The organism is Vreelandella titanicae, from assembly GCF_014697095.1.
GTDB lineage: Bacteria > Pseudomonadota > Gammaproteobacteria > Pseudomonadales > Halomonadaceae > Vreelandella > Vreelandella titanicae.
Genome location: NZ_CP059082.1, coordinates 5,043,185 through 5,056,216, shown reverse-complemented (window position 1 = coordinate 5,056,216; position 13,032 = coordinate 5,043,185). Strand labels below are relative to the sequence as shown.

12 protein-coding genes are annotated in these 13,032 nt (G+C 51.5%); 10 read left to right on the top strand and 2 right to left on the bottom strand.

Annotated elements, in window-relative coordinates:
• Nucleotides 1–35: 35 nt before the first annotated feature.
• From HZS52_RS23335 to HZS52_RS23325, 3 genes are all read left to right on the top strand, one after another.
• On the top strand, nt 36–956 hold the full coding sequence (locus tag HZS52_RS23335) for an ABC transporter substrate-binding protein (RefSeq protein ID WP_223828006.1): 921 nt from the start codon (nt 36–38) through the stop codon (nt 954–956).
• A complete protein-coding gene (gene fhuF, locus HZS52_RS23330) occupies nt 953–1,732 on the top strand; it encodes a siderophore-iron reductase FhuF (RefSeq protein ID WP_190373821.1) in 780 nt (259 codons plus the stop codon). Before HZS52_RS23335 ends, fhuF begins: the two co-directional genes overlap by 4 nt.
• Nucleotides 1,733–1,924: 192 nt before the next feature.
• Entirely contained in the window at nt 1,925–2,539 is a 615-nt protein-coding gene (locus HZS52_RS23325; RefSeq protein ID WP_190373820.1) for a LysE/ArgO family amino acid transporter, read from the top strand.
• Nucleotides 2,540–2,568: 29 nt separating this feature from the next.
• On the opposite strand, the gene ltaE is transcribed toward HZS52_RS23325, so the two are convergent.
• Nucleotides 2,569–3,576: a low-specificity L-threonine aldolase gene (ltaE, locus tag HZS52_RS23320; RefSeq protein ID WP_190373819.1), complete on the bottom strand. Its 1,008-nt coding sequence runs from the start codon at nt 3,574–3,576 to the stop codon at nt 2,569–2,571.
• 114 nt (nt 3,577–3,690) lie between these two features.
• On the opposite strand from ltaE, the gene HZS52_RS23315 reads away from it, so the two are divergent.
• Nucleotides 3,691–4,911, top strand: a complete 1,221-nt coding sequence (locus HZS52_RS23315; RefSeq protein WP_190373818.1) for an NAD(P)/FAD-dependent oxidoreductase — start codon at nt 3,691–3,693, stop codon at nt 4,909–4,911.
• A 75-nt stretch (nt 4,912–4,986) separates the two neighbouring features.
• Entirely contained in the window at nt 4,987–5,538 is a 552-nt protein-coding gene (gene speG, locus HZS52_RS23310; RefSeq protein ID WP_009287135.1) for a spermidine N1-acetyltransferase, read from the top strand.
• A 91-nt stretch (nt 5,539–5,629) separates the two neighbouring features.
• Here speG and HZS52_RS23305 read toward each other — a convergent pair whose 3' ends face one another.
• Nucleotides 5,630–6,391, bottom strand: coding sequence for a M48 family metalloprotease (locus HZS52_RS23305; RefSeq protein ID WP_022521788.1), 762 nt, complete (start codon nt 6,389–6,391; stop codon nt 5,630–5,632).
• 1,167 nt (nt 6,392–7,558) lie between these two features.
• On the opposite strand from HZS52_RS23305, the gene HZS52_RS23300 reads away from it, so the two are divergent.
• From HZS52_RS23300 to HZS52_RS23280, 5 genes are all read left to right on the top strand, one after another.
• Nucleotides 7,559–8,320 carry a metallophosphoesterase gene (locus tag HZS52_RS23300; RefSeq protein ID WP_022521786.1) on the top strand — a complete coding sequence of 254 codons (762 nt, stop codon included), beginning with the start codon at nt 7,559–7,561 and terminating at the stop codon, nt 8,318–8,320.
• Between the two features lie 325 nt (nt 8,321–8,645).
• Nucleotides 8,646–9,986: an enolase C-terminal domain-like protein gene (locus tag HZS52_RS23295; RefSeq protein WP_022521785.1), complete on the top strand. Its 1,341-nt coding sequence runs from the start codon at nt 8,646–8,648 to the stop codon at nt 9,984–9,986.
• A 36-nt stretch (nt 9,987–10,022) separates the two neighbouring features.
• Nucleotides 10,023–10,967, top strand: coding sequence for a Bug family tripartite tricarboxylate transporter substrate binding protein (locus HZS52_RS23290; protein WP_190373817.1), 945 nt, complete (start codon nt 10,023–10,025; stop codon nt 10,965–10,967).
• 19 nt (nt 10,968–10,986) lie between these two features.
• Nucleotides 10,987–11,502 carry a tripartite tricarboxylate transporter TctB family protein gene (locus HZS52_RS23285; protein ID WP_190373816.1) on the top strand — a complete coding sequence of 172 codons (516 nt, stop codon included), beginning with the start codon at nt 10,987–10,989 and terminating at the stop codon, nt 11,500–11,502.
• Between the two features lie 15 nt (nt 11,503–11,517).
• On the top strand, nt 11,518–13,026 hold the full coding sequence (locus tag HZS52_RS23280; RefSeq protein WP_190373815.1) for a tripartite tricarboxylate transporter permease: 1,509 nt from the start codon (nt 11,518–11,520) through the stop codon (nt 13,024–13,026).
• The last annotated feature ends 6 nt before the right edge of the window (nt 13,027–13,032 follow it).

Below are 13,032 nucleotides of genomic sequence, written 5' to 3'. Positions count from 1 at the left end.
TCGTACGTATGCTTCTATATCGCTGCATGGTAATAATGATCCCAACTGCGTGCCTTGCACTTTCTATTCCTGACTTGGCAATTGCTTCCCGTGACATACCCTCCATTGGTTCTCTTGATTATCGCTGTACTGAAACATTATTGTCGATGGGAATAGTACCTAGCGCCGTCATAGATCCGGACACTCCATACACCACGCTAGAGGGAGCGGCGCAAGCCATCAATCTCGGAACCATTATCCAGCCCAACCTTGAACTTCTTGATCAAGTCTCACCCGAGCTGGTTCTGACATCGCCGGAATTCACGCACATGGCCCCTCGACTGTCAGGTATTGCCAAGGTAAAAAGCCTAGCTCCTTATAGCTCAGAAAGCGGAGCAAGTAGCTGGCAACGAATGATCTCTTTCACAAGAGGGGTGGGAGAGGCCATCGGATCTACGGATCTTGCGGAGGACATGATTAAGGAAACCGAGTCGCATTTCCAAACATTGAGAAGCAGGATAGCTGGTGTTCAAATGCCAGCCTTATTGATTGTTCGCTTGATGGATCATAAACATGCCAGGGTGTTTGGTAGCAACAGTCTGTTCCAAGGTTCCCTTGAACAGCTGGGGCTGTCAAATGCTTGGCAAGGCCCCGAGAGTCACTTTGGAATCACAATGGTTAGTATCGACTCCTTAGTGGATATCAATGCTCGCTTAGTAATATTAGAAAGTCCTTACTCTACTAATCCCAATCGTGAGCAATTCGCCGCAAATGGTATGTGGCAACATTTGCCTATCATAAAACGCGGTGATGTCATTTTCCTACCGGCGACCTTTAACCATTTCGGTGCTCTTCCTTCTGCTCTAGGCTTCGCCGAATCCTTGGTTAATGCCTTAGTCGCTGATGAGGTCGGTGAACAGATCAGTAGTCCATGCGTGGCTAACGTTTCTCTGGCAAGCCAGCAGGAGTGTCGATGATGGAAATGGAGGAAGACTCCATTCGGCTTGGTGATCCGATTGAGGCCCTTTTGGCGCTCTATCACCAACCGCCCATGGATAAAATGAAGGCACCTGGTTTTGGCCGACCGGATGCTGCGACGCTTCCGGTCGCGGCGCTCTTTAAACGTAAAACTATGGATAGGTTGCTGCGACAGCATACTGCAAGTTATGGCGAAAGTGCCGATTGCAAGGCTGCAGCATCAATATGGTCAAAGCATTTTTTTAATTTGGTGTCGACGCCTACATTGGTAGCTAACCTCCTATTGGGGCAAGGGTTTCCGTTACAGCCAGATCAGCTGCGAGTGGAACTGGGTGAGCGAAGCCAAGTGAAACGGCTGTGGATACGTGATGGAGGGCAACCTCTGGCATCTCAGGCTCTTCATGAACGCTTTGCGCCGCTTTTCGAGGGGCTGTGCGCTCCGTTAGTCGATGTGCTAGCTGAGCTATCGGGGCTTTCACCCAAAGTGTACTGGAGTAATCTCGGCCACTACGTGGAAATTTTGGGCCAGTCTTGTTCGCGACATTCAGCTTTTCTCAATGCCGGTGAACCGCTACTTCGCTTTCTTGATACACCCATGTTACCGGATGGGCGGCGTAATCCACTCTATCAACCAGTGCGTTATCTTGAATTGGGTGGCGATACTCCCAATCGCGTACGATGCTTGTGCTGTATCAAGTATCGCCTTCCAAATGAGCCGTTGTGCGGCGCCTGCCCTTTGAAACCTGAGAATTGTCAAGCAAAGCGACACCGCTAACTCTCATGCTCCCAGGGAGTGTTGGGGAGGCGTCTAGAATTTTCATGCTTTTTTACTAAATCCAATCAATGGCCTCTTTATAAGAAAAACTAATACCCCATTAGCAGGATGATTTTTAGCAATCAGCATTCCCGGTTACTTTATTGCCAGATTAATTAACGCGACGCTAATTCCGGCAATGGGGGCAGGGCAATGTGGGAAAGTTATATCACCGGACTGGTGGTGTGCGGCGGGATTATCATGGCGATTGGGGCGCAAAACGCCTACATCCTAGGGCTGGCGATTCGTCGTGAGTACCACTGGTGGTCGGCAGGTCTGTGCATCAGTGCGGATATTATATTGCTCACGGCAGGCATGTTTGGGGTGAGTGCTTTTCTGCTGACGATGCCCAACGCATTGGAGGCAATGCGCTGGGTGGGCGTAGTGTTTTTAAGCTGGCTGGCGGCTCAGGCGATGTTTAGAGCCTTTAGCGGGCGGCAAGGGTTAAGTGCCGAAGCGGGCAAAGCGCGCAGCTTAACCAAAGTGATTTTCGCCACCCTTGCCGTCACCGTGCTTAACCCTCAGGTGTATCTGGATACGCTGCTGCTGATACCCGCCATTGGCGCCCAGCAGGAGAGCGCCGGTGTTTTTGTGGCGGGAGCCTCTACTGCCTCCATCCTCTGGTTCAGCCTGCTGGCCTGGGGCGGCGCTGCGCTTTCGCCTTGGCTTTCAAAACCCATCGCATGGCGCATTATCGATGGCCTGATTGGCTTGATGATGGCAGGCATCGCTGTACATCTTGCTTTAGGGGCGTCATCTCTTAGCTAAGCTATTTACTGGTTAATGACGACTCGTTTTTAATGGCGACTAAAATAGGCCTCCATCACCGCGATGACCTTGTCGATATCTGCGTCATCAAGATCACGATGGGTAACGAAACGCGTGGCGTAAAGCAGCTCAATCAAAATGCCGTGCTCTTTTAGCCAGGCGGAGAGTGGCTTTACATGCGCATCGGGAAAATGCGCGAATACCATATTGGTTGCCTGAGCGCTGATCTTGACTCCTGGCAGCTTTGCTAAGCCCGCTGCAAGGCGCTCTGCACGGCGGTGATCGTCGGCTAAGTCTGCCACGTGATGATCTAACGCATACTGGCAGGCGGCGGCGATAATACCTGATTGGCGCATGCCACCACCCACCACTTTACGCCAGCGCCGAGCGCGGTCGATCAATGCTTGTGAGCCCACCAGTGCCGATCCTATTGGCGTACCCAGGCCTTTTGAGAAGCACAGCGAGACGCTATCAAACGGCAGGCACAGCTGCTTGAGCGAGGTGTCGGTTGCGACAGCGGCATTGAATAGACGCGCCCCGTCTAAATGCGTTGCCAGACCACGCTCGCGAGCAAGCTCAGTGGCTTTTAATACGTAGTCTACGGGCAGCACTTTTCCGCCAATGGTGTTTTCTAATGCCAGCAGCTTAGTACGCGCAAAGTGAAAATCGTCTGCTTTAATCGCGGCACTGATTTTTTCCAGTGGCAGCGTGCCATCGGCGTCGTTCTCAATGGGCTGTGGCTGGATACTGCCTAACACCGCTGCGCCACCGCCTTCATAACGATAAGTGTGGGCTGACTGCCCAACAATGTACTCATCGCCGCGCTCGCAATGGGCCATGAGCGCCACTAGGTTGCTTTGTGTACCGCTTGGAAACAGCAGCGCCGCGTCTTTGCCTGCCTGTTCGGCCAGATTTGCTTGAAACGCGTTGACCGTTGGGTCATCGCCCCACACATCATCGCCAACTGGGGCGGCCATCATGGCGTCTTTCATGGCAGAGGTCGGACGGGTCACCGTATCACTGCGTAAATCAATCATGCGCATCTCCTTTATTGTGTGGGGCAATTACTCGGAAGCGTTTTCTCAAGCAAGTTCTGGGGAACCATCTATGGTTAACAGCATACTGCAAGTCTCTCAAGCAAAGGCAAACAGATGGATCTGAAAAGTGGTTATCCCTTTTGGGCAGTCAAAAATGGCCTGTTGAAAACCTTTCCTCAATTGACTCGCGATCACCAATGCGAGGTTGTTGTGATTGGTGGCGGTATTACGGGGGCGTTGATTGCTGATGAGCTAAGCCGCAGTGGCCACCATGTGGTGGTGCTTGAACGCCGGGATGTTGGGTGGGGCAGTTCCGCCGCCAGTACTGCTTTGCTGCAGTACGAAATTGACACCCATATGACAGAGCTAGCCGAGCGCTATGGAGAAGCCGATGCAGTGCGTGCTTACCGCGCCTGTGCAGAGGCCATTGGCGAGCTTGAGTCCCTGGCGGCAGGGCTGGGCGATGTGGACTTTGAGCGTCAGCAAAGCCTTTACTATGCCAGTAGCGAAGAGGATGTCGCATCGCTTCAGGAGGAATTGGCGCTGCGCCAAAAACACGGTTTTGAAGCCGAATGGCTTGAACGCGAGGCTATTTTGGCGGAGTACGGCTTTGAGGCACCCGGCGCTATTCTTACTCAGCTAGCCGCCACTATTGATCCTTATCGCATGGCATATCAGCTATTTTCCAGAGTGGTCGAGCGTGGGGGAGAAGTATATGACCGCACACAAATGGAGACGATGACGCCGGACGGTCAGGGTGTCACGCTCACCCTGGCTAATGGTGCCAAGCTGCGTTGCCAGTACGTGGTGATGGCCGCAGGGTATGAGTCGCAAGCCTGGCTGCCAGAAAAGGTGGCCGTCAATCGCAGCAGCTACGCGCTGATCACCGACCCACTACCGCCAGAGGCATTGGGCAAGTTACGCCACACCATGGTGTGGGAATCATCGCGCCCCTACCTGTATATGCGCACTACCTGCGATGGACGACTTCTCGTAGGGGGAGACGACGACGACGAAGATATTCCCAAGCGCCGCGATGCGCGGGTAGAAGAGAAGGCTGAAGGGCTGGCAGCTAAAATAGAAACGCTATGGCCTAAACTCGATATCAACCCTACGTTCTCTTGGGGTGGCACCTTTGCTGAAACCGACGACGGCCTGCCTTTTTTCGGCCCACATGACGCCCTAGGCCCACGCGTTCATTTTGCTATGGCCTACGGCGGCAACGGCATCAGCTATAGCATGATAGGCGCCAAACTGCTGCGCGCGCTTATAGAGGGTAGAGAGCACCCCTTGGCGGAGCTGTTTTCATTTAGACGCCTGGCCAAGATGTCCTAACCTAAAGGCAAGAACCGAGTGGCGGGAAAGTTTAAAACGAGTATTCTTAACGGATATTCATAAGGAAAGCGGGCAATGGGCCATACACTTTATTTGCGTGCACTGGAGCGCAACGACCTGCGCTTTGTGCATGAGCTAAATAATAACCAGAGCATTATGTCGTACTGGTTTGAAGAGCCTTACGAGTCATTTGATGAGCTGGAGGAGCTGTATAACAAGCATATCCATGACAACGCCGAACGGCGCTTTGTCGCTGAAGATAGCCATGGAAATGCCATCGGTCTGGTAGAACTGATCGAGATCGACTACATCCATCGCAGCGGCGAGTTTCAAATCATTATTACCCCGGAGCATCAGGGCAAAGGGTTTGCGCGCACGTTAATTCGCCAAGCGCTGCATTACTCGTTCACCATTCTAAACCTGCACAAGGTATATCTCATTGTGGCGGTGGATAATGTCAAAGCGATTCATCTTTACGAGGAGAGTGGCTTTATAGAAGAGGGCCACTTGGTGCAGGAGTTCTTTATCAATGGCAAATACCGCGATGTAAAGCGGATGTATATCTTGCAGGGCACTTACCTGACGCAACTGTCCGAACAGCAAGAAGAGGGTGGCGAGTGGGCTTAGTGGGGGTAAGAAAAATCGGTAAACCTAAGCAACCAATACTCCTGCCATTCATTATCAAGACTAACTTGGCAGGAGTACCAGTGCCTGAGCTTTACTGGAACGAAGCTTCTAGGCGCTCTGCACGATCACCCGCTGCTGGGTGGCTGGAGAAGACGCTGCTGTTGTTGCCGTATTTGGCTTCCATTTTGCGTAGAGCTGCAACTGAAGCCTCTGCATTCATGTCGTGGCGCTGCATTAGCTCAATGGCATAGTCATCAGCTGCACTCTCTTGGCTTTGAGAGAACTGAGCATTGATCAGTTTTTCGCCCAGGTCACCAAGCTCAGAGCTTGATAGTGCGGCGGCGGTAGTGCTGCCGCTGGCCGCAGCTGCTTCACGTGCAGCGGAAGCAGCATAGGCAACCTGGAAAGCACGCTTGGAGTGTCCTAACGAGACGTGGCCGATCTCGTGGGCGATAACGTAACGCACTTCATCGTCGGTCATCTCATCCATCAGCCCGCTATGCAGTCGAATGGATCCGTTGGGTACCGCAAAAGCATTCATTTCTTCTATTCGATAAACGTTATAGTCAAGCGTATGGCCGTCGACTGTTTCCCAGCCTTGGGTTAACTCGGCCAAGCGTTTTGCATACTGGCTATCGTCTGCAACAAGGTGGTTCTGGGAGTCAAGCTGGGCGATGGTTTGATCGCCTAGTTGTTGCATTTGCTGATCTGACATCGTGGCAGCGCCGGCTAAGCTGGAGCCCGCAGACATTAAGCCTCCGAGATCAGCGCCTGATTGACAGCCGCTAAGGGCGAGTGTCGCCACTAAACCTAAAGCATAAGATGTTTTGCGAACCAAAAAAGGTGTTTGCATCGTCCGTTCCTTCGTCAATGTGCGTGCATAACAAGAAGAGTCTGCACGTTGAGTATTGCGCCTTTATCAGCCGAATTAATATTAGACTATTTCTTTATATAACTCCATACCCAGCCGTGAAGTAAATGATTTGGGGGGACTATGTATACTGAAGCGTCGAGGTGGTTATCATTAATCCACTAGGTATTGCAATACTATTTGTTTTTTTAAAGAGGTGACAAATATAATTAAGCCTAATGGTAGCGAGCATTAAAGCGGTTCATCTGGTAAGGGGCGCGGGTAAGCAGAAGAGCGTTATCTTATACAGGCGTCTTGTGTCAAGAGACTATGTTGCAGGGTAATGCATGGCTGCGTAAAGCATAGTTATAGCCTGGAGGTCGTATATTTAGACCTGATAGTGATGCTTGTCCATTTAACTAGGTAAAAAAACGCCTCGCTGAAACGAGGCGTTGAGCGGCGTTGAACCAATATGACGTTTGGGGACTTAGCGCAGGTAAGCTTTAATAGCGTCAAGTGCCGCACGTTGTTGGCGGGCACGCTGTGCCCATACTTCCATAACATCTACTTCCAACGCTTGCGTTGGGGTGTCTAAGTGTTGCATGGGGTTCACTCCTTTTTCAGGGGGCAGGGAATGCGATGAGCCTTTGTTGTAAAACTTATGTTGTACACAGCCTGTGTTGTGCATAGCAGCAAATTAGCTGTGGTGAGATATTATGAGCTTTTTTTACGCAGGGCTAGTCCTAACGATGTAGGTGATTTGCCATTTTTCGTAAGCCATGGCTTACAAATGCTGAAATGACGATATTAGGTCTTTGAATGGAAAAGGTTTTCATAAGCATAAAAAAGCCGGAAAATATTCCGGCTTCGGTGATTATCTTTGGTCTAAAGGGTGCAAAAGCACCTGAATTAGCCTAAATAGGCTCTCAGCGCTTCAACTGCGGCACGATGCCACTGAGCATTCAAGCTCCAGAACTCTAGAACTTCATTATCGCGTGCAGGGGGTGTTATTAAAAAAGTCATTGTGCGGTCCTCCTATTGGGACGACATCGTTATTATAGCCTACTTTTGCTGCAATGCAGCATATCTTGACGTGACACCGATGCCCTGCGACAACGTGTCCTAGGCCGGGTAAGATCGTTTAAATAGGTATTTGTTACGAGGAGCTCTATGCGTCTGCGTATTTTGTCTGACCTGCACCTGGAGTTTTTTGACGGGAACCGCGAGCTGCCTGAGGTGGAGGCAGATGTAGTGGTTCTGGCGGGGGATATTCACCGTAAGTGCGAAGGCCTTGCCTGGGCGCGCCACCAGTTTCCAGACACGCCGATTATCTATGTACCAGGTAACCATGAGTTCTACGGTACCTGCATGCCGCTGCTGCGTGATGAGCTGGCGCTCGAAGCCGAGCGGCTCGACATTGAGCTTCTGGATAATCGTGCCGTCACCTTCAATGGCGTACGCTTTTACGGTACAACGCTATGGACTGACTTTGCGTTGTACGCCGGTGACCCAACGCAAAACCCCGCCGATACTGAGTCTAAGGCGTTGCGCTACATGCCCGACTTTAAAATCGTTCAAACCTCGCCAGGGGAGACATTCACACCTCAGGCAAGCCAGCAGGTGCATGCTGAAGCGCTTGCTTGGCTCGAAAAAGAGCTGTCCCAGCCGTTTGATGGCCCTAAGGTGGTGGTTAGCCATCATGCCCCGCTACACGACTGTATCCCAGGCCAATATCTGGGCGACGCGTTATCCCCCGCGTTTGCCTCCAATTTGCCTCATTTAATGGGCAATATGGATGTATGGGTGCACGGACATGTTCACGAACCCGTGGATATTCTGCGTAACGGCACGCGTATCATTGCCAACCCTGGTGGATACCCTGATGAATTTACTCCAGCGGTGTTTAAGCCAGGCTGGGTGGTTGAAGTATAAAAATAAATAAAATCAGTTATTTAATGTCTTTTTTAGGTTGTTAATCACTTGCTGGCAGTCATGCCAGCAAGTGCTACTTTGGTTTAATTTTCACTACTGCTGCTTGCGTCTGAAAGTCATGCTACTTATCTTCTTGTTTGTATGATGTATGACATATTGATCCGGATAATTAGATCGCCTATGCCAAGCAGCGAAGAGTGGGTTTGAGTTTAAAAGTCTTTGATTGACCAACAAGGGCTGCGTTTGTCCGCCTTCGTTATTTTAATGCGGCAATGAGCGGGATGCTGATCTGCGCGCTAACACCGCCTATATGGAGAATTGTTTTATGTCGAGTCACGACACTCCCACGATAACCGATATGCAGGTCATTCCCGTGGCAGGGCGCGATAGCATGTTACTCAATATCGGTGGAGCGCACTCGCCGTATTTTACCCGCAACCTGGTTATCCTCAAGGATAGTCACGGTAATGTAGGGGTGGGCGAAGCCCCCGGTGGCGAGACGATTCAAACGTCTCTTGAGCAGTCGCGAGAGATGGTGGTCGGTCAGTCGATCGGAAAAATGCGCTCCATGATTGCGTCGTTGCACAATGCCGGACGGAGTGCCGATTTTGAAGATTTCGGTAAAGGATCCTGGACATTTGAGCTACGCATCAATGCAGTTGCCGCGCTTGAAGCGGCGTTACTTGATTTGATGGGGAAGTTTCTGGGAGTGCCGGTGGCAGAGCTCCTAGGCAACGGCAAGCAGCGTGACAGCGTTGACGTGCTGGGATACTTGTTCTTTATCGGTGATGGGCACGCTACGCCGTTGGACTTCCGCCGTGGCACCGGGGGCTTGGATCACGACTGGTACCGTTTGCGCGACGAGGCGGCCATGACCCCTCAGCACATTGTTGAGCTAGCTCAGGCGGCGCATGATCGATACGGCTTTAAAGACTTTAAGTTAAAAGGCGGGGCTCTGGCTGGCGAGCAAGAAATAGCGGCCGTCACGGCGCTGCACAATGCGTTTCCGGATGCGCGCACGACCATTGACCCTAACGGTGCTTGGTCGCTCGAAGAGGCGATCCGGCTGTGCAAGGATCTCCACGGTGTGATTGCCTACGCAGAGGATCCATGCGGGGCGGAACAAGGCTTCTCCGGTCGCGAGATTTTAGCTGAGTTTCGCCATGCCACCGGATTGCCTGTCGCCACCAACATGGTAGCCACCAACTGGCGGGAAATGGCCCACGCGCTGATGCTGCGCTCAGTCGATATTCCATTAGCCGACCCGCACTTCTGGACACTTTCCGGTGCTGTACGTGTCTCCCAGCTCTGCCAGGATCATGGTATGACCTGGGGCTCGCACTCCAACAACCATTTCGATATTTCGCTTGCCATGTTCGCCCAGGTGGGGGCCGCCGCCGTGGGGCGCACAACCGCGCTTGATACCCACTGGATATGGCAGGAGGGCGATGCTCGCCTGACTCGCAATCCGCCGGAGATTGTGGGTGGCAAAGTGGCCGTAACCGATGCGCCGGGGCTTGGGGTCGACATCGATATGAAGGCCATAGAGGAGGCTAATAAGCTCTATCGTTCACTGCCTGCTGGTGCTCGGGATGATGCGATGGCAATGCAATATTTGATAGATGATTGGAAGTTTGATCCGAAAAAGCCAGCGTTAGTGCGCTGAGTGAATACTCTAAACATGACAAAGAAGGACATTACAATGAAAAAGTTAGCGCTAAGCTTATCTGTGGCAACAGCAATGATGGCCAGTGCTGGTGCATTTGCTGAATATCCTGAGCAAAACATCGATATGATCGTGCCCTTCTCAGCCGGTGGCGGCAACGACACCTTCGTCCGCGCACTACAGCCGCTTCTGGAAGAAAAACTCGATACCAACTTGGTCATTCGCAATATCTCGGGCGGCGGCGGAGCCGTGGGGCTGACGCGTGCTCAGGCATCAGATGCAGATGGCTATACCTTAGCTGCCGCCAGTAATGCATTGCTGACCTTAGAGGCGCTGGGTAATGCTGACTTTACCTACGAAGATTTTGATTTTGTCGCCAAGATCCTTGAAGAGCCCTACGTCATCGCTGTCGGTGAAGACAGCGAATACGCGGACCTGGACGCTATGGTCGAGGCTGCGAAGGAAGGCACCTCGGTGCAAGTGGGGGTTTCGGGGGTAGGGTCATCAGCTCACATCGCGGCGGTGGCCTTTGCTGATACCGCTGAAGTCGATTTTAACTTCATTCCCTACCCCGGTGGTTCTGAGACTATCTCCGCTGCTATGGGAGGGCACGTGGATGCCGTGGTGCTAGGTGGGGCGGAACTTCGCTCGGCGCTAGAGTCCGGTCGTCTGAAAGCCTTGGGTATGTCCTACGCAGAGCGTAGCGAGTCGCTGCCCGATGTCCCTACTTTCCAAGAGGAAGGCTACAACCTGTCTCTGACAGTATGGCGCGGCATCGCGGGCCCTGATGGCCTACCGGAAGAGGCTAAGGAAGCGTGGGTCAACGCCATTAAAGAAATTGTAGACGAAGGATCCTTCGAAGAGACTGCCTCGAATCTGGGCTTGGATATTGTACCGCTGTATGGAGATGAGTTAGAGGCGTTTATCGCTGAATCTGCTGAAGTGATGAAAGACAGTGCTGGCGACTTAGCTGCTAAATAAAATAAGGAGTTAGTGACTGATGGCAAAGGATATAGGTAAACCGATCTTTGATCTGTTTCTTGTGGTGGCATCGGCAATTGGGTTTTATATGGCCACTACGCTGCCAGCAGTCAGCATGGCGGGGGGGCTTTCCCCCGCTACTTTTCCAAAGTTGATTTCTGGCTTGATTTTTGTGTGTGCTGTGCCCTGCTTAATACGTGATTCTTACGAATGGCTTGCTGCAAGGCGAGTGCTGGAAGACGCAAAAGTCCTTAATGCCACTGCTCCGAAGAAAGGTATTTTGCAATGGCTAACCATCGTGGCTTTGATTATTGTTTATATCAACTCTTTCGAGCGGCTGGGGTATATCGCAAGCACAGCGATATTTTGCTTTTTAAATGTCGTTTGTCTTGTCATCACTAGCGGTGAATTTCAAAAATTAAGCAATGGTCGAAAACTTCGAAACCTAGCAGCGTATACAGTTTTTGCGTTCGCTTTATCATTGGTTATCTATTATGTATTTACCGAACTATTCAATATCCCACTGCCGGATTGAAGAAGGAGAAGTGAGATGCTAACGGGTTATATTGATGGTTTGGGGCTGGTCTTCCAGTTGGGTACATTATTGGCGATTGCCGGTGGGACTTTCCTAGGCATTATCATGGGGGTATTGCCTGGCTTAACATCGGCCATGGCGATAGCCCTATTATTGCCGGTAACCTTTGGAATGCCGCCTGTGATGGGTATTGGTATGCTGCTGGGTACGCTGTGTGGTGCTGGTGCCAGTGGCTCTATACCCGCCATATTGTTGAATATTCCAGGAACGCCATCCTCGGTCGCGACTACGTTCGATGGCTTCCCAATGGCTCAAAAGGGGGAAGCGGGGAGAGCCCTGGGGCTGGCAATTGTTGCCTCTTTCTTTGGCGGTGTAGCAAGTATGGTGGTGTTAAGTCTTCTCGCACCACCCATCGCTGAGTTTGCATTGCGATTTGGTGCTGCGGAGTATTTTTCGCTGAGCATTTTCGGGCTAGTCATTATTGCTTCTGTTGCGGGCAAGTCCCTCCTTAAAGGTTTGATTGCAGGCCTAATAGGTTTCTTTTGCTCTACCATCGGTACAGATCCTATTGCGGGGGTCGACCGTTTTACGTTTGGACAGCTGTCTTTATTGACCGGGATTAACCTTTTACCGGCGCTGATTGGATTATTCGCTGTATCACAAGTGCTGAAAGATGCCTTCGAATATGACCCCTCCAATAAACTTCAGAATAGCCCCCATAAGGTCGATATTGCACGCCCGCGGTTTATTGAAACGCTGCGCAATTGGCGCGCCCTTCTTGTCGGGATTGTGTCTGGTTCTGTCGTGGGCCCAGTGCCTGGCGCTGGGGGCAGTATCGCCTCACTGGTAGCCTATGACCAAGCACGTCGTTTTTCTAAAACACCTGAAAAGTTTGGCACAGGACATAGTGCTGGCATTGTCTCAGTTGAAAGTGCGAACAATGCTTTGTTAGGTGGGGCGTTAATTCCTACGCTTGCGCTGGGCATCCCTGGCGAGGCCGCGACGGCTGTTCTATTGGGTGGTTTAATGATTCAAGGCGTTACGCCGGGGCCGATGCTATTTGAAAGCCAGAGCGGCATTATTTACGGGATATTTTTAGCATACTTAGTCGCTAACTTCTTCATGCTTATCATCATGTGTTTAGGTATCAAGCTGTTTGTTCGTGTACTGCTAGTGCCAAGAAAACAGTTGATATCGGCTATCATTGTTTTCTGTTTTATCGGTGTTTATGGAGTTGATGGGGATGTGTTTAACCTCTACATAATGCTGGCTTTTGGATTGCTCGGCTATTTTCTCAACCGATATGGCTTTGGAACCGCTCCAGTAATACTGGGTTTAATTCTGGGGCCTATAGCGGAATCTAACCTGAGGCGGGGGCTGCAGACCTTCGGTGGTGATTGGACACCGTTTTTCACCCGGCCCATCAGCGTTACCTTTTTAGTCATCGCCTTTGGGTTGCTGGCGCTGACACTGTGGCAGAACTACCGTACTCGTCAACAAAACGCGGCGTCTGACGCTGCTTGAAGTCCA

What these genes read in the sequence shown, in the direction of transcription:
- HZS52_RS23335 (WP_223828006.1), top strand. Translation starts at nt 36, where the DNA reads ATGATCCCAACTGCGTGCCTTGCACTTTCTATTCCTGACTTGGCAATT.
- fhuF (WP_190373821.1), top strand. Translation starts at nt 953, where the DNA reads ATGATGGAAATGGAGGAAGACTCCATTCGGCTTGGTGATCCGATTGAG.
- HZS52_RS23325 (WP_190373820.1), top strand. Translation starts at nt 1,925, where the DNA reads ATGTGGGAAAGTTATATCACCGGACTGGTGGTGTGCGGCGGGATTATC.
- ltaE (WP_190373819.1), bottom strand. Translation starts at nt 3,576, where the DNA reads ATGATTGATTTACGCAGTGATACGGTGACCCGTCCGACCTCTGCCATG.
- HZS52_RS23315 (WP_190373818.1), top strand. Translation starts at nt 3,691, where the DNA reads ATGGATCTGAAAAGTGGTTATCCCTTTTGGGCAGTCAAAAATGGCCTG.
- speG (WP_009287135.1), top strand. Translation starts at nt 4,987, where the DNA reads ATGGGCCATACACTTTATTTGCGTGCACTGGAGCGCAACGACCTGCGC.
- HZS52_RS23305 (WP_022521788.1), bottom strand. Translation starts at nt 6,391, where the DNA reads ATGCAAACACCTTTTTTGGTTCGCAAAACATCTTATGCTTTAGGTTTA.
- HZS52_RS23300 (WP_022521786.1), top strand. Translation starts at nt 7,559, where the DNA reads ATGCGTCTGCGTATTTTGTCTGACCTGCACCTGGAGTTTTTTGACGGG.
- HZS52_RS23295 (WP_022521785.1), top strand. Translation starts at nt 8,646, where the DNA reads ATGTCGAGTCACGACACTCCCACGATAACCGATATGCAGGTCATTCCC.
- HZS52_RS23290 (WP_190373817.1), top strand. Translation starts at nt 10,023, where the DNA reads ATGAAAAAGTTAGCGCTAAGCTTATCTGTGGCAACAGCAATGATGGCC.
- HZS52_RS23285 (WP_190373816.1), top strand. Translation starts at nt 10,987, where the DNA reads ATGGCAAAGGATATAGGTAAACCGATCTTTGATCTGTTTCTTGTGGTG.
- HZS52_RS23280 (WP_190373815.1), top strand. Translation starts at nt 11,518, where the DNA reads ATGCTAACGGGTTATATTGATGGTTTGGGGCTGGTCTTCCAGTTGGGT.